We start from the raw sequence: 21,063 nt of genomic DNA, 5'->3' as shown, positions 1-21,063 counted from the left end.
CAGATCGAATATAGGGTAACCTCCACTAAGTTAGGGCAGCCTTTACTAATTGTTTGGAGGATGGTGAGCGTGGTGGCGACGAGTTCCCAGACGGTCCGCGACGAGGTCGCCGAACTTCTGGGGGTCAGCCCTGACGATGTCGATCCCGACGCCGATCTGATCGCATCCGGGCTCGACTCGATCCGGATGATGTCGCTGTCGGGCCGCTGGCGTAAGCAGGGCATCAACGTCGGATTCGCCGCTCTGGCAGCCAATCCCACCGTTTCGGCCTGGATCGACCTGGTGGCCGAACACATTCCGGACACCTCGGCCGCGGACCCCGTTCCCGATTCGGGCGGCGCCGGTGACGCCGGTGACGATGGCGAACCCTTCCCGCTGGCACCGATCCAGCACGCCTTCTGGGTGGGCCGCAACCAGGACCAGCAGCTCGGCGGCGTCGGCGCGCATCTCTACGTGGAATTCGACGGGAGCGGTGTCGACCCGCAGCGGCTGCAGGCAGCGGCGGCGAAACTGGCTGCGCGCCACCCGATGCTGCGCGTCGAGATCCTGCCGGACGGTACCCAGCGGATCGGTGACCGCCCGTTGCCGGTCACCGTCTACGATCTGCGCGACCTGGATGAGCCTGCGGCGCAAGCACAGCTGGAGATCACCAGGGATGCCAAATCCCATCAGATGCTGCACGACGAGGTGCTGCAGCTGAGCTTGTCACTGCTGCCGGGTGGGCGCACGCGTCTGCATGTCGACATGGACATGCAGTGCGCCGATGCCATCAGTTACCGCAATTTCATGGCCGATCTGGCCGCGCTCTACCGCGGCGTCGAGCTGCCCGCACTGGACTACACCTACCGCGAATACCGGGCCCGGCTGACGGCGTCGGCGCCGTCGCCGTCGGACCAGGATCTGCAGTGGTGGTCTGATCGCGTGCCCGATCTACCGGATCCGCCTGCGCTGCCGCTGGTTCCGCTGTCCGATCAGCGCAACCCGCATCGCAGCATCCGGCTGTGGGAGATCCTCGACGTGCCTACCCGCGACGCATTGTTTGCGGCGGCGCACCGCCGTGGGATCACCCCGGCCATGGCGGTCGGGGCGTCGTACGCCAATGCACTGGCGCACTGGTCGACACAGTCCCGGTTCCTGCTCAACCTGCCGATGTTCGGCCGGGAGCCCTACCACCCCGATGTCGACAAGCTGGTCGGTGACTTCACCTCCTCGCTGTTGCTCGACATCGATCTCGCGGGCGCCCACACCGCCACCGCCCGGGCCAGGGTCGTGCAGGAGACTCTGCACGCCACCGCCGCGCATTCCTCGGTGTCCGGGCTCGATGTGCTGCGCGACATGAGTCGCCACCGCGGTAGTCAGACGCTGGCCACCATCGTCTACACGAGCGCGCTGGGCCTGGGCGACCTGTTCGCCGGTGATGTCACCGATCAGTTCGGAGCGCCGGTATGGACCATCTCGCAGGGCCCGCAGGTGCTCATCGACGCGCAGGCCACCCCGATCGCTGACGGCCTGATGATCAACTGGGATGTCCGGATCGAGGCGTTCCGCCCCGGCGTGGCCGAGGCCATGTTCGCCTATCACCTGGACGAACTGCGGCGACTGGCCGCCGATGATGCGGCCTGGGATGCCGCGGATCCGCCGGCGGCCACCGCGCAACAGCGCCAGGTGCGGGCCGAGTTGAACGCGTCGGCCTCGACACCCAGTGGTGATGTCCTGTACACCGGTTTCCTCGCCAATGCCGACGCCACCCCCGACGCGCCCGCGGTGTTCTGCGGCGCAGGCGATCTCACCTATGGCGAGCTCCGGGACAAGGTGCTGACCGTGGCCGCAGCGTTGCAGTCTCGCGGAGTGTGCCGGGGCGAGGTGGTCGCGGTGCTGGGCCCCAAGAGTGTCGAGCAGGTCATCGCGCTACTGGCCATCTCGATGGTCGGTGCGGCATATCTGCCGGTCGGTGTCGACCAGCCCGCAGATCGGGCCGCGCGCATCCTGCACACCGGTGGCGTCGACTTCGCCCTGATCTGTGGTTCGGGGTCAGATCATCCCGAACTGCCGCACCTGACCGTCACCGATGCCGAGATCATCGGTGATCCAGAGCATTTCGAGCCCGTAGACCTCACCCCGGACGATCTGGCCTACGTGTTGTTCACCTCGGGGTCCACCGGGGAGCCCAAGGGCGTCGAGATCACCCACGACGCGGCGATGAACACCATCGAGTTCATCAACGACCATTTCGAGGTCGGCCCGGCCGATCGTTGCCTGGCGTTGTCGCACCTGGAATGCGACCTGTCGGTGATCGACGTCTACGGGACCCTGCGGTCGGGTGGCTCGATGGTGGTCGTCGACGAGGAACAGCGCCGCGACCCGGATGTCTGGGTCAGGCTGATCGACGAGTACCAGGTGACCGTGCTGCACTTCCTGACGGGCTGGCTCGAGATGCTGGTCGCCGCCGGCACATCGGATACCGCCGGCGGTCCTCTCTCGTCTTTGCGGGTGGTGCCCACCGGAGGCGACTGGGTGCGTCCGGACCTGGTGCGGGCGCTGCGCGCCGCGGCGCCGCGGGTCCGCTTCGCCGGCCTCGGCGGGGCCACCGAGACCGCCACACACAACACCATCTTCGAAGTCGGATTCGGTGACGACGCGTTGCCTCCGCACTGGACCTCGGTGCCGTTCGGCGTGCCGTTGCCGAACAACTGCTGCCGCGTCGTCGACGCAAGGGGCGAGGACTGCCCTGACTGGGTCCCCGGAGAACTCTGGGTCGGCGGACGCGGTATCGCCCGCGGATACCGCGGACGTCCCGACCTGACCGCAGAACGCTTCGTCGAGTACGACGGGCGCCGGTGGTACCGCACCGGGGACCTGGTGCGATCCTGGCCCGACGGCACGCTGGAATTCGTCGGCCGGGCTGATCACCGGATCAAGGTGAGCGGCTTCAGCATCGAGCTGGGTGAGGTCGAGGGCGCATTGTGCCGCGTTCCGGGTGTGGATGCGGCGGTCGCGGTGCTGGTCCCCGTCCAGGGTGGCCACGATCTTCTGGGTGCGGTGGTGCGCGCGGATCAGGGCGGCACGGCCGCGGAATCGGTCGCTCAGGCCATTCGTACGGCGATGGCCGAGATGGTGCCGGCACACATGATCCCGCAGGTCCTTCTGGTCGCCGACGAGATTCCCTATGCCCGGGGCAAGGCTGACCGCACCGCGGTGGTGCGGATGCTCACCGCGGTCGGGGCTCCTGAGGCGAGCCGTTTCCGGGCGCCGTCGGGTCCGCTGGAAACGGCCCTGTGCTCGATCGTGGGCGACGTTCTCGGGAAGTCCGGCGTCGGCGTCGACGACGATTTCTTCGCCCTCGGCGGCGACTCGGTGCTGGGGACGCAGCTGGTGGCGCGGATTCGGGACTGGCTGGACACCTCGACCGTCATGGTCGCCGACGTGTTCGCGGCCCGAACGGTCGCCGAAATGGCTGCGTTGCTGTCTGGCCGGGAGGCGGGGTCCGACCGTCTGGCCCTCGTTTCCGAGCTGTACCTCGAGGTCGCAGGCATGGACAGCGCCGATGTGGCCTCCGAGTTGGCACGCACGACCCCAGAACCCGCGCTCGGCAACTAAGGTTAGAGTTACTTCAGTTAGGGCAGGCTTTGCTTATCGTCAGGAGGTCGTTGTGGACGCCGTGAGTCGCACGACTACGCAGACCATGCACACAGTTGCGGCTCAGCCGCTGCACCAGGGCTTCTTCACTCACGCGCAGGGTGCGCCCGACGACACCGCGGTGTTCGGACCGACGACCCAGTGGACCTACGGGCAACTGCGGGAGCAGGCGCTCGCGGTGTCGGGGGCGCTCGCGGTCGCCGGAGTACGCGCGGGTGACCGGGTCGCCATCGTGGGCCCCACCGGTCTGGACACGGTGATCGCCACGTTGGGGATCCTCGCGGCCGGCGGCGTCTGCGTTCCGATCGACACCGCCGACCCGGCCGAGCCGGTTCTGGAGCGCACCGGCGTGCGCATGGCGCTGTTCACCGGAGACGCACCGCCGAATTGGTTACCTGCACTCACCGTCTCCGAAGCGCTGCGGATCGGAGCTCGCACGGGCGACATCACCCCGGTGCCCTCCGGCCCGACGGATGCCGCCCTCCTTCTGGGTTCGCTCGACGAGAACGGATTCTCGGTGGTGACTCACGCCGCCGCTCACGAAGCGGTCGTGGAACTGAGCGCCCAGCTCGAGGTCAGCGGCGGCGATCGCATCGGCGCCTTCTCGGCTGCCGGTGCCGCGGCACCGATCCTCATGGTGCTGGTGGCACTGACCGCGGGCGCGGCCATCGTCGTTGCCGACGATGCGCCGCGCCGCAACCCCGAGCGGCGGATGAACAGCTTCGCCCTCGCCGCACGGCGTCGGGATGCGGTGGCCGCTGTCGACACCGCTGTGCCGTCGTGACGTCGCCGGACACTGCCCAGATCATCGTCAAGCCCTGGGTGAAGCGATATCCAGGGACCCAAAGCTCAACAGCCACATTGGTTTTCCCGCATGCCGGCGGTGCGGCAGTGGCGTACCGCGGATTCGGGATGGCGCTGGCCGCAGCCGGGTCCGACGCCTACGTCATGCAATACCCGCAACGCGGCGATCGGTTGTCCCATCCGGCCGCCCCCACGGTGGGCGCGCTCGCCAAGGATCTGTTCGACGCCGCCGACTGGTCGGCCCTTCCAACACTCCGGCTGTTCGGGCACTGCATGGGTGCGGTCGTGGCCTTCGAATTCGCCCGTATCGCAGAACGCAACGGTGTGGCCGTCGATGCCCTGTGGGTGTCGGCCAGCGAGGCACCCGCAGCGGTGGCCGCCTCACCCGCACTGCCCACCGCCGACGCCGAGATCCTCGCTGAGATGGTGGATCTCGGCGGCACCGATCCGGCGCTGCTGGCCGATGACGACTTCGTCGAACTGTTGTTGATGGCCGTGCGGGCCGACTATGCCGCGTTCAACCGGTACGCGTGTGACGCCGACGTGACGATCGCTGCCGACATCTACGCGCTGGGGGGCGACCGCGACCACCGGATCAGTGAAGACATGTTGCGGCGCTGGGAATCCCACACCACCGGGGCCTACACCTGCTCGATCTTCGACGGCGGACACTTCTATCTCAACGAGCAGCTCGAGGATGTGGCGGAGCTGGTCAATGAGCTCTAGCGGGCAACACATCCGACCCGACACCGCTGACCCGGTGGTGATCGTGGGGATGGCGCTGGAGGCTCCCGGCGGGATCGACACCGCTGAGGACTATTGGTCGTTGTTGGCCGAGCAGCGCGAAGCGCTGGGCCGCTTTCCCGCCGACCGCGGCTGGTCTGTACGTGAGCTGTTCGACGGATCCCGCCGTGACGGCTTCAAACGTATCCACGATCTCGGCGGGTTCCTCTCCAGCGCAGCGACATTCGATCCCGCGTTCTTCGGGATCTCGCCGCGTGAGGCAGTTGCCATGGATCCGCAGCAGCGCATCGGGCTGCGCATCGCGTGGCGCGCGCTGGAGAACAGCGGCATCAATCCCGACGATCTGGCCGGGCATGACGTGGGCTGCTACGTCGGCGCATCGGGTCTGGAGTACGGACCGGCACTGTCGGAGTTCTCGCATCACAGCGGGCATCTGATCACCGGCACCTCGCTCGGCGTCATCTCCGGCCGGATCGCCTACACGCTGGATCTGTGCGGCCCGGCGCTGACCGTCGACACGTCGTGTTCGTCGGCGTTGACCGCGTTTCACACCGCCGTGGCGGCGGTACGGGCGGGGGACTGCGACATGGCATTGGCCGGCGGCGTCTGCGTGATGGGCACTCCCGGTTACTTCGTCGAGTTCTCCAAACAGCATGCCTTGTCCGACGACGGCCACTGCCGGCCCTACAGTGCACACGCGAGCGGGACGGTGTGGGCCGAGGGCGCCGCGATGTTCGTGCTACAACGCAGATCGACGGCCCTGCGCAACGGCAGGCGCGTCATGGCCGAGGTTCGCTCCACCGCGGTGAATCAGGACGGTCGGACCACCGGCCTGACCGCGCCCAGCGGAGGTGCGCAGCAACGGTTGTTCGCCAAGGCGATCGAGCAGGCCGGCGTGCGACCCGAGGATGTCGGCATGATCGAGGGGCACGGTACCGGCACCCGGCTGGGCGACCGGACCGAATTACGTTCGCTGTCACAGACATACGGGGCCACCGATCCGGGAGCCGGCGCACTGCTGGGGTCGGTGAAATCCAACGTCGGACATTCGCAGGCCGCCGCGGGCGGGCTCGGCCTGGCCAAGGTGATCCTGGCCGCCGAGCATGCGGCCATCCCGGCGACACTTCATGTCGATCAGGCCAGCCGGGAGATCGACTGGGAATCCCAGGGTTTGCGGTTGGCCACCAAGCTGACCCCGTGGCCCGCCGTCGACGGGCAGCGCATCGGTGCCATCTCCGCGTTCGGCATGAGTGGCACGAATGCGCACGCGATCATCTCGGTTCCCGAGATCCCTGAGGCGGCGGCATGAGAGACGCGTGCGAGCGAAGCATCGTTGCGGCGCGTGAAGCCGACGCCTTGCCGGACGGGCGCACCGCCGTGCTGCTGAGTGCGCATGCCGAGGAATTGATCGGGACCGACGCCGCGGCCATCCTGCGCTACCTCGATTCGCGTCCCGAGGTGAGCCCCGGTGACGTCGCCGCCACACTGCTTTCCACGCGGCGCCTGCGCCGCCACCGGGCCGTGGTCCGGGCCGCCGATCGTGACGAACTCACCGCGGGCCTGCATGCACTGGCGGGCGGCGCCGAGCATCCGTTGGTCACCAGGGCTCAGGGCGGGCCATCGGCATCGGGGGCTCGGGCCCGCATCGCTTTCGTGTTCCCCGGCCAGGGCAGCCAATGGCCGTCGATGGGCCGGGAAGCCTACGACCGGTTGCCGGTCTACCGGGCCGAAGTAGACAGATGCGCGGCGGAGTTCCACGCCGCGGACGCAGCGTCCCCGCTGGATTACCTTCTGGCCGAACCGGATTCTGGCGCGGTCACCAACGATTTTTCCCAGGTGCAGATTCAGGGCGCCCAGTTCGTCCACGGTGTGGCGCTCGCCCAGGTCTGGAGTTCCTGCGGTGTGCCGGCCGATATCACCGTGGGCCACAGTCTCGGCGAGATCGGGGCGGCCTACGTGGCAGGCAGCATCACGCTGCCGGAGGCGGTCGCCGTGGTGATCGTGCGCGCCACCATCCTCGACCGGTTGACCGGGCCCTATCGCGTCGCCGTACTCGGGATCACACCCGACGAGGCCTCGAAAGTGGTTGCCGAGACGCCGGGTTGGCTCGAGCTGTCGGTGGTGAACTCTCCGTCGTCGGTCGCGGTCTCGGGCGAAACCGATGCGGTCGCCGCGGCAGTCGCGGCTGTGGCCGGACGTGGATCGTTCGCCAAGGAAATCGAGATGTGGTTCCCGGCGCACACCACCGCTCTGGACTCGGCCTACTCCGAGCTCGAGTCGCTACTGCCCGAGGCGCAGTTCGGCGAATCCGCGGTGCAGTTCATCGGCTCGGCCACCGCCGACGTGGTCGAGGCGGGCACCGCATTCACCGATTACTGGTACACCAACCTGCGCAGCACCGTGCGTTTCGACCGGGCTGTCGAGACGGCGGCCCGGCGCGGTGCACGCATCTTCGTGGAGCTGTCGGCGCACCCGGCGCTGCTGTTCGCCATGGGGGATCTGCTCGACGATGCAGTCGAACTCACCGGCGGTCCGGTGGTGATGGTCGGATCGGGCCGACGTGACGAACCGATCACCGAGCGGCTCAGCGCCAGCATCGTCTCGGTGGCCATGGCCGACCCCGGCTACCGTTGGGAAGACCTGCCCAACCACGCGCCGGCCCGGCTACGCGACTTTCCATTCGCACCTATGCGGGCCGAACACCTCTGGGCCACACCGCAACCGCTGCCGCCGGTCGCCGGATTGACCGTGGGCGTCGAGCATTGGGTCGAATCGGCCCGGGGCCCGGAACCGGCCGGGCAACGCCGGGTAGCGCTGCTCGACCTGTCGGGTGGGCAGGCTGCATCCGATGCACTTCGCCATGCCGTCGCCGAGGTCGGCGGCGCCACACCGGCCGAGCCCGACGATGCCGATCTGTTGGTCGTGCTGGCACCGATGTCCGATATCGCCGATCCGGTGGCCGCCGCGGAAGCGTTGAGTAGGCACATCGACGAGGGTCTGCTCGACTACGTCGGCGCGATCACGCCCGCGACCCGTGACGTGTGGCTGGTCACCGCGGGCGCCGAACAGGTCGGCAACGAGTGCCTGCGACCGGAAGCGGCCGCACTGGCCGCGATGCATCGCAGCCTCGGCTACGAGCATCCGGACCAGACCTTCCGGCACCTGGACCTGCCGACGGCCCCGCTCGACCATGCCGCCGCGGTCGTGGCGATCACCGCCATGCTGACCGACGCAGACCATATCGCCGTGCGGGACAGCGGCTCCGGGTCCACGGTATGGCGCCGTGAGATGCGCGACGACACCTCCGATGCGCGAGCGTGGAACGAGGAGTCAGGAATCTTCGACGAGGTGGTCATCACCGGCGGAGCCGGAGCGGTGGGCCTGCACTATGCCCGCCACCTGGCCGCCCACGGCGCGCGACGCATCGTGCTGCTCAGCCGCAGCGGACTCGGCGATCAGCAGATGGCTGCACTGGCAGGCACCGGGGCCCAGATCCTCGCGCCCCGATGCGATCTCACCGACCCGGCACAGATCCGCGCGGTCGTCGCCGAGTTGGCGATCGGCCCGGCATCACTGGTGATCCACGCCGCCGCGTCCGCCACCCTCGCACCAGGCCGCGACCTGACCGGCACGGCCGCACGGAATACGTTCGCGGCCAAGGTGAGCGGCCTGGCCAACCTGGCGGCGGCCTGGCCGCTGCGCCCGGATGCCCGGATCGTGTTGTGCTCCTCGGTATCCGGCCGGTGGGGCGGATACGGGCATGCTGCCTACTCCGCGGCCAACCGACTACTGGATTCGCTCGCCGCGCAACTGCGGGCCGAGGGACGGCACTGCACCGCAGTGCGGTGGGGATTGTGGCCCGGGGACGGCATCATCGATTCGGCCGAGGTGACCCGAGTCGAGCGGTCCGGACTGCGGGCCATGGCGCCCGACCTCGCGGTCGAGGCCGGTCTGCGGGATTACCCGTCCGATCCGCTCGTGTTCGCCGCTGATGCCGAGCGGCTGCGGACCTTCCTGGGCAGCACCGACGAGAGCGTCGTCGCGGTAAGCGATGCCGTCGAGGCGCCGGACGGCGACGCCACTGAAGCCACCGGCGCGATGCGGATCGCACTGGGGTCCGTGTTGAAGCTCACCGACACCTCCGCACTGGATTTCGATACGCCGTTGCTGGATCTGGGTGTCGACTCACTGTTGGCGATCGATCTGCGCAAGAAGCTCAAGAAGGCCACCGGCCGATCTGTGCCGCTGGCCACCATCCTCGGAGGCGCGACCGCCACCGAATTGATCGAGCATTTGCAAAGACCTGAAAAGGAAGCATTTTCGCGTGACTGACATGGTTAGTGCCGATCCGGCAACCCCCCGCACCTCCGACGCGCGTCTGGAGCTGATGCGGCGCAGGCTTGCCGAGCGGGGCCTGGCCTCAGCATCCGGCACCGAATCGGGGCAAGCTGCGGCGGGCACCGGAAGTTCGCCGGTCGATCCGACCGTGCTGTCGGACGGGCAGCGGCGGATGTGGTTCGTGCAGGGATTCGACCCGAGCGGCGTGCTGCTCAACATCTGCCTGTCCTACCGGCTCGCCGGTTTGATCGACGCGGAGCGGCTGCACGCCGCCCTGAACGCGGTGGCACAGCGGCATCCGATCCTGCGCACCACCTATCGAGCTGACGAGAACGGCGAGCCCACCGCGACGGTTCACGATGACCTGATGCCGGGATGGACGGTTCACGATCTCTCCGACAAGTCCGAGCGGGCGCGCAAGTTGCGTCTCGAGGTGTTGGCCCAGAGGGAATTCGGCGCAGCGTTCGACCTGAGCAGCGACTCGCCGCTGCGGATCACCCTGATCAGGACCGGACCGAGCGAGCACGTGATGTTGCTCGTGGCGCACCACATCGCCTGGGACGACGGCTCGTGGCGGGTGTTCTTCACCGACCTCACCCGTGCCTATGCCGGCGAGGCGCTTCCCGACACACCGCGGATCGCGGTGTCCGGAGCCGGAAACGGTGAGGACGACCTGGCGTACTGGCGTGAGGTGCTGGCCGATCCACCAGAGCCGCTGGAACTTCCCGGGCCCGCGGGGTCGGTGGTGCCCACCGGTTTTCGGTCGCAGCGCAGCGCGGTGCGGTTGTCCGCCGACACGGTCGAGCGAGTCGGGGCACTGGCGCGCGAGACCGGGGCCACGCCGTACATGGTGCTGCTGGCGGCCTTCGGTGCGCTCGTCTACCGCTATACCCACACCGGCGATTTCCTGGTCGCCACCCCGGTGCTGAACCGCGACACCGACGAAACCATCGGCTACTACGGCAACACGGTGGCGATGCGGCTGCGGCCGAACGGCACGGAAGGCTTCCGCGAGTTGGTCGCCGCCACGCGTGACACCGCGATCGGCGCCTTCGCGCATCAGCGCGTCAACCTGGACCGCGTGGTGGCAGAACTGAATCCGGACCGGCGCCACGGTGCGGAACGGATGACCCGGGTGAGTTTCGGGTTCCGCGAGTCCGACGGCGGCGGCTTCTGCCCGGACGGCGTCACGTGCGAGCGCGCAGACCTGCGTGGCCAGCACACCCAGCTGCCACTGGGTTTCATGGTCGAACTGGACGGCGCGGGCGCGGTCGTGGAGGCCGAGCATCTCACCGAGGTGATGGATGCCGAGTTGGCCGCACAGATGCTGCGACACTTCGCCGTGCTGCTCGACAGTGCGCTCGCCGAGCCCGACCGGCCGTTGTCGCACCTGCAGCTGTTGGCCGCCGACGACGCCGAGTGGGTACGCACGGTGTCCACCGGTGAGCATTTCGAGACGCCGGCAACCACGTTGACGGCGCTGGTGTCCGAGCAGGCCGCGCGCACCCCTGATGCCACCGCGGTGGTCTACGAGGGCCGTCACTACAGTTACCGCGAGATCAACGAGTCCGCGAACCGGGTGGCGCACTGGCTGATCGAGCAGGGTATCGGCACCGAGGACCGGGTGGCCGTACTACTGGAGAAGTCTCCGGAGCTCGTCATCACGGCATTCGGCATCGTCAAGGCCGGTGCGGTGTATCTGCCGGTCGACCCGACCTACCCCGAGGACCGGCTCACCTACATCCTCTCCGACTCCGATCCCAAGATCGTTCTGCGTCAACCCGTCACCGGTTTGGAAGACTATCCGGCCACCGACCCGACCGATGCCGATCGGGTACGGCCGCTGTATCCGGACAACACCGCGTACCTGATCTACACGTCAGGATCCACCGGTCTGCCCAAAGGCGTTCCGGTGCCGCACCGGCCGATCGCGGAGTACTTCGTCTGGTTCGGCGGCGACTACCAGGTCACCGAGGCCGACCGGCTGCTGCAGGTGGCCTCGCAGAGTTTCGACGTGTCGATCGGCGAGATCTTCGGCATGCTGGCCGCCGGTGCCCGCCTGGTGATTCCGAAGCCGGGCGGGCTGGGAGACATCGGCTACCTGACCGATCTGCTCCGCAACGAGGGCATCACGTCGATGCACTTCGTGCCGTCGTTGCTGGGGCTGTTCCTGTCACTGCCCGGCGTCAACGAGTGGCGCACCCTGCAACGCGTACCCATCGGTGGGGAGGCGCTGCCGGGAGAGATCGCCGACAAGTTCCTCGCCACGTTCGATTCGCTGCTCGACAACTTCTACGGGCCCACCGAAACCGTGCTCAACTGCACCCGCTACAAGGTCCAGGGCAAGCAGGGTGCGCGGATCGTGCCGATCGGCACGCCGAAGATCAACACCACGATCCACCTGCTCGACGACGCACTGCAGCCCGTACCGGTCGGGGTGATCGGTGAGATCTACATCGGCGGAACACATGTCGCCCATGGGTATCACGACCGGCCGCGCCTGACCGCGGAACGGTTCGTCGCCGACCCGTTCAATCCCGGTGGACGGATGTACCGGTCCGGTGATCTCGCTCGGCGCAACGCCGACGGCGACATCGAATTCGTCGGCCGCGCCGATGAGCAGGTCAAGATCCGCGGCTTCCGGATCGAGCTGGGTGAGGTGTCCGCGGCGATCTCGGTCGATCCGTCGGTGGGCCAGGCAGTGGTGGTCGTCAGCGATCTGCCGTCGCTCGGCAAGAGCCTCGTCGCCTACATCACGCCGGCGGCCGACGCGGACCGGGTCGAGATCGATCGGATCCGGGCCAGGGTGAGTGCCGCGCTGCCCGAATACATGATCCCGTCGGCGTTCGTCGAGCTGGCCGAGATCCCGATCACCGCACACGGCAAGATCGACCGGCGGGCCCTGCCCGAGCCTCAGATCCAGTCGGCCACCGAATTCCGCGCGCCCGAGACCGAGACCGAGCACGAGATCGTCGCGCTGTTCGGTGAGTTGCTCGAGCGTGATGGTGTCGGCGCCGACGACTCGTTCTTCGACCTGGGCGGCCACTCGCTGCTGGCCACCAAACTCGTCGCCGCGGTTCGGACCCGCTGCGGTGTCGAACTCGGGGTGGCCGATGTCTTCGAACATGCCACCGTGGCCGGCCTGGCCGCCAAGGTCGACGAGCTGCGCGAATCGGGCCTCGGTGCCGGCCTGCCGGCGATCGAGGCGACGACGCACGACGGGCCGTCGCAGATGTCCGCGGCCCAGCACCGGCAGTGGTTCCAGTTCCGCATCGACGGGCCCAACCCCGTCAACAACGTGCCCTTCGCCGCACGGCTGACCGGGCCCTGCGATGTCGAGGCACTGGCCGCGGCGGTCGGTGATGTGGTCGCCCGCCACGAGATCCTGCGCACCACCTACCGCGAAATCGACGGTGTGCCTTATCAGGTTGTCCATCCCGCCGCTCCGGTGCCGGTACGTCGCGCCGATGGCACCGGCGACGAGTGGGTGGGTGACGAACTCGACGCCGAGCGGCGGCACTGCTTCGACCTGGAGAACGAGTGGCCGGTCCGGGCGGCGATGCTGTCCACACCGCATTCGCATGTGCTGTCTCTGGTGGTGCACCACATCGCTGCCGACCATTGGTCGGGCACGGTGCTTTTCACCGATCTGCTGACCGCGTATCACGCCCGCCGGGCCGGAAAAGCACCCGAGTGGACCCCGCTGCCCGTGCAGTACGCGGACTTCGCGGCGTGGCAGGCCGAGGTCCTTTCGGGCGACGACGAGCGGGTCGAGGAGCAACGCACCTACTGGACAAGGCAATTGGCCGGGCTCTCGGCTGATCCGGACGTCGAGAACGGCCTCCAGCCGGACTTCCCGCGCCCGCCGGTACCCACGGGTGAGGGCAAAGCCCTGGACTTCACCATCGATCCGGCCATCCGGGCCAAGCTCGTCGAACTCTGCCGTGAACTCGGGGTCACCGAATTCATGGTGCTGCAGGCGGCCGTCGCGATCGCGCTGCACAAGTCCGGTCAGGGCACCGACATCGCTTTGGGTACCCCGGTGGCCGGGCGTACCGCGCCCGAACTCGACGGACTGATCGGTTTCTTCATCAACATCGTGGTGCTGCGCAACGACCTGTCGCAGAACCCGACACTGCGTGAGGTGCTGCGCCGTTCCCGCGATATGGCGCTGGCCGCCTACAAGCATCAGGACCTGCCGTTCGACCGCGTTGTCGACGCGGTGAGCCCGGTGCGTTCACTGGCGCGCAACCCGCTGTTCGGCGTGGTGGTGCACGTGCGCGAAGATCTGCCGCCCGAGCAGGTCATCGACTCCGGACCGGCAGGTGAAACCCGGTTCACCGCACTGGAACCCACGTTCGACGTGGCCCATGCCGACCTGTCGCTCAATTTCTTCGCCGAAGCCGGCGCCGGATATCGCGGCACCATCATCTACCGCACCGAGCTCTACGAGGCGGCCACTGCTCAGCGTCTCGTCGGCTGGCTACATCGCATTCTCGCCGCGTTCGCCGGCGACGCTGAGCAGACGGTGCGCGACATCACGGTGGTCGACGCGGTCGAACGTGACCTGCTGGTCGACGACTGGAGCCGCAAGGCGGTCGCGCCGGCCGGGTTGCCCCAGACCGCGGGGGCAACGCGGGTCTACGTGCTCGACGAATGGCGTCAACCGGTGGCCGTCGGTGTCACCGGGGACGTGTACTACGCAGGCGGTGCGGTCGACGAGGCCGCCGGCACAGCACGTGGTATCGCTGCGAAACGCTTCGCGCCCAATCCTTTCGGAGACGGGCACCTGTATCGCACCGGAGAACGCGCACGCTGGACCGCCGACGGCCGGCTCGAGCCGATCACCGCCGGTGAGCCGCGCCTGCAGGCCGCACTGGAGGCGATCGACGGGGTCGCCGCCGCGGCGACGCGACACTGGGAATCCCGCGGCACCACGACGCTTGCGGGTTATGTGGCGGTCGAGCCGGAAAACGTTGATACCGAAGCGTTTCTGGATAGTGTGCGGTCTGCGCTACCCGCGGAGTTCGCCGGTGCGGCGCTCATCGTTGTCGAGGATCTCGAACCTGCCACGCTGACCCGCCCGCGGGTCACCGCGACGGGACCGTCGGAACCGCCGGCCACCCCCACCGAGGAGACCCTGGCAGCCATGTTGGTGGATCTGCTCGGCGTCTCCGCTGTCGGACGGTACGACGACTTCTTCACCCTCGGCGGCGACAGCATCCTGGCGGTCCAGCTCGCGGCGCGGGCACGCGACACCGGGGTGGCCATGACGGCACGCATGGTGTTCGAGCACCCCGGGCTGGCCGATCTCGCGGCAGCGATCGACGCGGCGGGCACCCAGGCCGAGGCCGCCGATGTGCACCACGAGCCGATGTCCGCGTCGGGCCTGTCGCCCGACGAACTGGCCTCGCTGACCGCGGGATGGGGTCAGGACCAGGGGACTTCGACATGACCACGACCGGAACGCCGCCCGGCGTCGAGGACGTCCTGGCGCTCAGCCCGCTGCAACAGGGGCTGTACTCGCTGGCCGGCCTGACCGAGGGTGACGACGCGGCCGATCCGTATGTCATCGCGATGGCTGCCGACATCGACGGGGCACTGGACCCTGAGCTGCTCAGGACCTGCGCCGAGTCGATGCTGGTGCGCCATCCGAACCTGCGGGCCAGCTTCTTCCAGGGAAACCTGAGCCGGCCGGTGGCGGTGGTCCCGTCCGCGATCGAACTGCCCTGGAGGCATGTGCAGGTCGATGACGCCCAGGCGCTCACGCTGGAAGCCGAGGAACGCGCCCGGCGGTTCGACCTCGGTCGGGGCCCGCTGATCCGCTTTCTGCTCATCGAAAAGCCTGAGCTGCGTTGGCGTCTGGTGATCGTCGCCCATCACATCGCGATCGACGGCTGGTCGCTGCCGGTCTTCGTCGGCGAGCTCCTGGCGCTTTACGGGGCCAAAGGCGATGTCACCGCATTGCCGGCGGCGGTGCGCCCGTATCGCGACTACATCGGCTGGCTGGCCGGACGCGATCAGCAGGCCGGCCGGGCCCGGTGGCAGGCCCATCTGTACGGAATGGATGCGCCCACACTGTTGTCCCCGGTGCTGTCCGGGCGGGAAACCGAGCCGGGCCGACCGGCGCGCACCGAGGTGACCCTCGACGAGCAGCAGTCGGCCGCCATCTTCGAGGCAGCCCGACGCCGCGGCGTCACCGTCAATACGTTGTTCCAGATGGCTTGGGCAGCAATTCTTTCTGTCTTCACCGACCGCGCCGACGTGGTGTACGGCGTTACCGTGTCGGGGCGCCCGGACGAGTTGGCCGGGGTCGAATCGATGGTCGGTCTGTTCATCAACACGGTGCCGCTTCGGGTCCGGCTCGACCCCAGCCTGCCGGTCGGCAATCAATGCCTGGCGCTGCAACGCGAAGCCGCCGAGCTGCGCGAGCACAGCTATCTCAGCCACACCGAGCTCCGTTCGCTCGGCGGCATCGGCGAGCTGTACGACACCCTGCTGGTGTACGAGAACTTCCCGCCCGGTGGGCTGGTCGGCAGCGACGAGTTCGATCTCGGCGGGGCGGTACTGCGGCCGTCGGCACTGGAGAGCCTGTCGCACTTCCCGGTCACCATCGCCGCGCATCCGACCCATGGTCGGCTCACGGTGCTGGTCGAAACCCTCGACGGGGCACTGGGATCGCTCGATCCAGAGGCCCTGGGACTGCGCGTGCTGGCCGTCGTCCAGAGGCTGCTGCAGTGCTGGGAACGTCCGCTGCGCGAGGTCGCCGTCACTCTCGACGACGAACCGCAGCCGGCCGGCGCGCCGGCCATTGCCGGTGATGCCCGATCCCACACCGGCTTTCACCTTGCCTTCAGCGCCACCGCCGAGGAGCGGCTCGGTTCGGTGGCATTGAGCTGGGACGGGGGAGAACTCAGCTATCGCGAGCTCGATGACGCCGCCGATCGCCTGGCGGCCGACCTGGTCCACCGTGGGGTGTGCGCCGAGGCGCGGGTCGCCATCCGGTTGCGCCGCGGGCCCGACTACGTGGTGGCGATGCTCGCAGTGCTCAAGGCGGGTGGGCTGATCGTGCCGCTGGATCCCGCGATGCCCGATGAACGGGTGGCTGAGATTCTGCGCCAGATCGGCACAGGTGGGCAGGCGCCGCTCGTCGTCGACGACGCGCTGCTGTCCGGCGTCGCGGCTGAGGCGGACACCGACTTCGAGCCCGCGCCGGTGTACCCCGGACAAGGCGCCTACATCGTGTTCACCTCCGGAACCACCGGAAAACCCAAGGGCGTCATCGGAACCCATCAGGCGCTGTTGGCCTACGCCGCCGACCATGCCCACCAGGTGCTCCGGCCGGCGGCCAAACGGCTCGGCCGCCCGTTGCGGGTGGCACACGCCTGGTCGTTCACCTTCGACGCGGCCTGGCAGCCGTTGGCGGCCCTGCTCGACGGACATACCGTGCACATCGTCGGAGACGATGTGCAGCGTGACGCCGAGGCGCTGGTGGACACCATCGGACGCTTCGGCATCGACATGATCGACACCACCCCGTCGATGTTCGCCTCGCTGCGGGCCGCGGGCCTGCTCAGCCGAGTGCCGTTGGCGGTGCTCGCACTTGGCGGTGAGGCCATCGACACCGCCACCTGGCAGGGGATCCAGGCCGAGTGTGAGCGCAGCTGGATGTCGGCGCACAACTGTTACGGCCCTACCGAGACGACGGTGGAGGCTGTCGTTGCTGCGATCGCCGAACATCCCCAACCGTGCATCGGGCATCCCACGGAATCGACTGCCGCCTACGTGCTGGACAGCTGGCTGCGTCCGGTGCCCGACGGTGTCTACGGCGAACTGTATTTGGCCGGTGGGCAATTGACCCGCGGTTACCTGGGCAGGCCGGGGGAGACAGCCGGGCGGTTCGTCGCCGATCCGTTCACACCCGGTGCCCGCATGTACCGCACCGGCGACGTGGTGCGCCGTCGGGTGGACTCGAATGCTCTTGAGTTTCTCGGCCGTAGCGATGACCAGGTCAAGATCCGGGGATTCCGGGTCGAACCCGGTGAGGTGGCCGCGACACTGCACGGCCATCCCGGGGTTCGGCACGCCCACGTGGCGGTGCGACAGCACCGCAGCGGGCCACGCCTTGTCGCATATGTGGTCAGCGCGACCCCGGTCAGCGATCTTCGCCGGATGCTGACCGACACGCTGCCAAGGCATCTGGTGCCGCACCACATCGTCGCCGTCGACGAGATCCCGCTGACCACCAACGGCAAGGTCGACGACGCCGCGCTGGCGGCCGTAGCCACGGGTGGTTCTGGCGAGGGCGTCGAGCACCCCGCGACCGAGACCGAGAAGGTGCTGGCCGAGGTGCTCGCCGAAGTCCTGGGGACACCGGAGGGAGCGGGTGTCGATGTCACGGCGGACTTCCTCGACCTCGGACTGGACAGCATCGTGGCGCTGTCGGTGGTGCAGGCCGTGCGGCGCCGTGGCATCGCGCTGCGGGCCCGGTTGATGCTGGACTGCGCGACCGTGCGCGAACTCGCGGCCGCGATCGATTCCGACGCGGTCGCCGTCGAGTGCATCGATGACGCCGCACCCGAGACGAGCCCTATCCCGTTGCTGCCCAACGGGCGGTGGCTCTACCAGTACGGCGACCCCCGCCGGCTCGCCCAGACCGAGGTGTTCCGGCTGCCTGCCGGCATCACCCGCGCCCAGCTGGAAGCACTGTTGCGCAATGTGATCGACGGGCATGAGGTGCTGCGCACCCGACTCGACCGCGACAGCCTGGCCCTGGTCGCGGACACCCCGCGCGACGTGCTGTCGGAAGCGACGGGCTCAGGTGATCTCAACGCCGCTGTGGCCGAGCATGCCGACTTCTCGGTGCAGCGCATGGATCCGCAGAGCGGTTCGATGCTGGATGCGGTCTGGTTGCATCACCCACTGACCGAGGGCGGTCTGTTGATTTTGACCGCCCACGTGCTGGCCCTGGATCCGGCGTCGTGGCGCATTCTGGTCGGTGAGCTCGAAAATGCTTGGCATGCATTGTCTGCCGGTCGTGATCCGCTGCCGGTGCGGGAACACACTTCGCTACGTCAGTGGTCGCGTCTGCTGACCGAGCGGGCGGCCCAGCTGGACACCTGCGGCTTCTGGGAGCAGCAGTTCGAAGGTGACGACCCCGATATCGGGGCCCGCCGGATCGATCCCGGCACCGACCGGATGGCCGATGTGACGATCGTGATGGCCTTCGCCGAGCCCGAGCTGACGGCCCAACTGTTGACGGGCGCGGTCCCGGTGACCGAAGTGCTGGCCGCGGCAACCGCTCGCGCGCTGACCGATTGGCGTCGGCACCGACGCCAGGCGACCCCGACGCCGCTGCTGGCGCTGGAGACTCATGGCCGGTCGGACGCGGTGCTGTCCGACCACGACGAGGTGGACACCGGCGACACCGCGGGTCTGCTCAGCATGATCTTCCCGTTGCGGCTCCGCGCCGATGACGCGCGGGGAGTGGCGGCGCAGGTGGCCGCGATCCCCGGTGACGCCATCGATTACGGGCTGCTGCGTTACCTGCGTGCAGACACCGCCGAACGCCTGGGAGCTCATCGGGATCCGCAGGTGCTGCTCAACTACCTGGGCCGGATCGAGCTGGATGCTTCCGACCATGCCCTGCTGCAGGATCGGTCGTTGCAAACCGGTGTGACCCCGATTCCGGAACCGAATGTCGCTGTGCGCCATGAACTGACGATCATGGCCGCGGTGATCGATCGCGACGGGGATGCCGTGCTCGGTACCCAGTGGCGGACCCTGCCAGACATTCTGTCCGCCGAGGACATCGCCACCCTGCAGGCGATGTGGCTGGACGCGTTGCGAGAGGTGTTGCGAGAGGTGACCCTATGAGTTCCCCATCGGCTCCCACACTGGCTGTCATCGGGGCCGGACCCAAGGCCATCGCCGTGGCCGCCAAGGCCGCCGAGCTTCGGGCGATGGGGGCGCCGGCCCCCGACGTGGTCGTCATCGAACGTTCCGGGGTGGCCGCCAACTGGCAGGCTGTCGGCGGGTGGACCGACGGCAACCATCGCCTCGGTACCGGACCCGAGAAGGATGTCGGCTTCCCGTACCGGTCGTCCCTCGTATCGCGGCGCAACGCCGAGCTCGATGAGCGGATGACCCGGCACAGTTGGCAGGCCTACCTGATCGCGACGGGCGGGTTCGCCGAATGGGTGGATCGCGGCAGGCCCGCGCCTACCCACAAGCGCTGGAGCCAGTACCTGCGCTGGGTGGCCGACGACATCGGGATGAACGTGGTTTCCGGTGAGGTGGAACGGATCTCGGTGGATGCCGACGCCGGCGGTGCTGGCAATTCTGCCGACGCCGGCGGTGCTGGCAATTCTGCCGACGCCGGCGGTGCTGGCAATTCTGCCGACGCCGGCGGTGCTGGCAATTCTGCCGACGCCGGCGGTGCTGGCAATTCTGCCGACGCCGGCGGTGCCGGCAATTCTAGCGACGCGCGCCGGTGGGTCCTGCACACCGCCGAGGACACCGTCACTGCCGACGGTCTGATGGTCACCGGGCCGGGTCAGGCCGAACGTTCGGTGTTGCCCGGCAACCCGCGCGTGATGTCGATCGCGCAGTTCTGGCATCAGGCCGGCAAGCACGAGCTGATCAATGCCGAGCGGGTCGCGGTGATCGGCGGCGGTGAGACCGCCGCGTCGATGCTCAACGAACTGTTCCGCCACCGGGTCTCGACCATCACGGTGATCTCTCCGACGGTCACGCTGTTCACCCGAGGCGAGGGTTTCTTCGAGAACACTTTGTTCTCCGACCCGACCGGATGGACGGGGCTGACCCTGGCCGAGCGGCGGGATGCCCTGGCCCGCACCGATCGTGGGGTGTTCTCGGCGCGGGTGCAGGAGGCTCTGCTGGCCGACGACCGGATCCGTCATCTTCGTGGGCGCGTCGCGCATGCGGTGGCCCGCGACGAGCGAATCCGGTTGACCCTGTCGACGAACACGGGCGGTGAGGCGGTCGAGACGGTGCACGGCTTCGATCTGGTGATCGACGGGTCCGGCGCCGACGCGTTGTGGTTCGCGCCGTTGTTCAGCCAGGACGCTCTGGACCTGCTCGAGCTCGGCCTCGGCGGCCCGCTCACCGGTGACGCGTTGCAGGAGCACATCGGTCACGACCTGGCCCTGACCGACGTCTACCCGAAGCTCTTCCTTCCGGGGTTGGCCGGCCTCACGCAGGGGCCGGGCTTCCCCAATCTCAGTTGTCTTGGCCTGTTGTCCGACCGGGTGCTGGGTGCGAACCTGGACCACCCCTCGATGAGGAGACTCGATGAGTTCCAATCCGTTCGATGACGAGAACGGCACGTTCTATGTGCTGGCCAACGCCGAGGACCAGCACAGCCTGTGGCCGGCGTTCGCGGACGTACCCGCCGGCTGGCGGGTGGTCTTCGGCGCGGCCGGGCGCGCCGAGTGCTTGAGCTATGTCGAGACCAACTGGACGGATCTGCGGCCCAACAGCCTGCGTGAGGCGATGGCCGGCCAGGCGGGGCACTGACCG

The 21,063-nt window shown here is 68.3% G+C and carries 9 protein-coding genes; all 9 read left to right on the top strand.

Going from position 1 to position 21,063, the window contains the following annotated elements:
- Nucleotides 1–60: 60 nt before the first annotated feature.
- The 9 genes from H977_RS0120670 (at nucleotide 61) to H977_RS0120630 (ending at nucleotide 21,060) form a co-directional block, all read left to right on the top strand.
- On the top strand, nucleotides 61–3,597 hold the full coding sequence (locus H977_RS0120670; RefSeq protein ID WP_029109651.1) for a non-ribosomal peptide synthetase: 3,537 nt from the start codon (nucleotides 61–63) through the stop codon (nucleotides 3,595–3,597).
- A 61-nt stretch (nucleotides 3,598–3,658) separates the two neighbouring features.
- On the top strand, nucleotides 3,659–4,420 hold the full coding sequence (locus tag H977_RS0120665; RefSeq protein ID WP_196808282.1) for an AMP-binding protein: 762 nt from the start codon (nucleotides 3,659–3,661) through the stop codon (nucleotides 4,418–4,420).
- The gene (locus H977_RS0120660; RefSeq protein WP_029109649.1) at nucleotides 4,417–5,166 is read left to right on the top strand and encodes a thioesterase II family protein; all 750 of its coding nucleotides are present in this window, start codon (nucleotides 4,417–4,419) and stop codon (nucleotides 5,164–5,166) included. The genes H977_RS0120665 and H977_RS0120660 overlap by 4 nt, the downstream gene beginning before the upstream one ends.
- Nucleotides 5,156–6,493: a beta-ketoacyl [acyl carrier protein] synthase domain-containing protein gene (locus tag H977_RS0120655; protein WP_051288976.1), complete on the top strand. Its 1,338-nt coding sequence runs from the start codon at nucleotides 5,156–5,158 to the stop codon at nucleotides 6,491–6,493. The genes H977_RS0120660 and H977_RS0120655 overlap by 11 nt, the downstream gene beginning before the upstream one ends.
- The gene (gene mbtD / locus H977_RS0120650) at nucleotides 6,490–9,516 is read left to right on the top strand and encodes a mycobactin polyketide synthase MbtD (protein ID WP_051288975.1); all 3,027 of its coding nucleotides are present in this window, start codon (nucleotides 6,490–6,492) and stop codon (nucleotides 9,514–9,516) included. The genes H977_RS0120655 and mbtD overlap by 4 nt, the downstream gene beginning before the upstream one ends.
- Nucleotides 9,509–14,977: a non-ribosomal peptide synthetase gene (locus H977_RS0120645; protein WP_029109646.1), complete on the top strand. Its 5,469-nt coding sequence runs from the start codon at nucleotides 9,509–9,511 to the stop codon at nucleotides 14,975–14,977. The genes mbtD and H977_RS0120645 overlap by 8 nt, the downstream gene beginning before the upstream one ends.
- Nucleotides 14,974–19,398 carry a non-ribosomal peptide synthetase gene (locus H977_RS0120640; protein WP_029109645.1) on the top strand — a complete coding sequence of 1,475 codons (4,425 nt, stop codon included), beginning with the start codon at nucleotides 14,974–14,976 and terminating at the stop codon, nucleotides 19,396–19,398. The genes H977_RS0120645 and H977_RS0120640 overlap by 4 nt, the downstream gene beginning before the upstream one ends.
- Nucleotides 19,395–20,858, top strand: a complete 1,464-nt coding sequence (locus H977_RS35885; protein WP_029109644.1) for a SidA/IucD/PvdA family monooxygenase — start codon at nucleotides 19,395–19,397, stop codon at nucleotides 20,856–20,858. Before H977_RS0120640 ends, H977_RS35885 begins: the two co-directional genes overlap by 4 nt.
- Complete coding sequence (locus tag H977_RS0120630) at nucleotides 20,836–21,060, top strand: MbtH family protein (protein WP_029109643.1); 225 nt, start codon at nucleotides 20,836–20,838, stop codon at nucleotides 21,058–21,060. Before H977_RS35885 ends, H977_RS0120630 begins: the two co-directional genes overlap by 23 nt.
- Nucleotides 21,061–21,063: the final 3 nt, after the last annotated feature.

It is taken from the genome of Mycobacterium sp. URHD0025 (assembly GCF_000426065.1).
GTDB lineage: Bacteria > Actinomycetota > Actinomycetes > Mycobacteriales > Mycobacteriaceae > Mycobacterium.
The sequence above is the reverse complement of the archived record's forward strand: the minus strand, read 5'-3'. Positions and strand labels throughout refer to the sequence as shown.

Coding starts and splice junctions, on each gene's coding strand:
- H977_RS0120670 (WP_029109651.1), top strand. CDS start 61: ATGGTGAGCGTGGTGGCGACGAGTTCCCAGACGGTCCGCGACGAGGTC.
- H977_RS0120655 (WP_051288976.1), top strand. CDS start 5,156: ATGAGCTCTAGCGGGCAACACATCCGACCCGACACCGCTGACCCGGTG.
- mbtD (WP_051288975.1), top strand. CDS start 6,490: ATGAGAGACGCGTGCGAGCGAAGCATCGTTGCGGCGCGTGAAGCCGAC.
- H977_RS0120640 (WP_029109645.1), top strand. CDS start 14,974: ATGACCACGACCGGAACGCCGCCCGGCGTCGAGGACGTCCTGGCGCTC.
- H977_RS35885 (WP_029109644.1), top strand. CDS start 19,395: ATGAGTTCCCCATCGGCTCCCACACTGGCTGTCATCGGGGCCGGACCC.
- H977_RS0120630 (WP_029109643.1), top strand. CDS start 20,836: ATGAGTTCCAATCCGTTCGATGACGAGAACGGCACGTTCTATGTGCTG.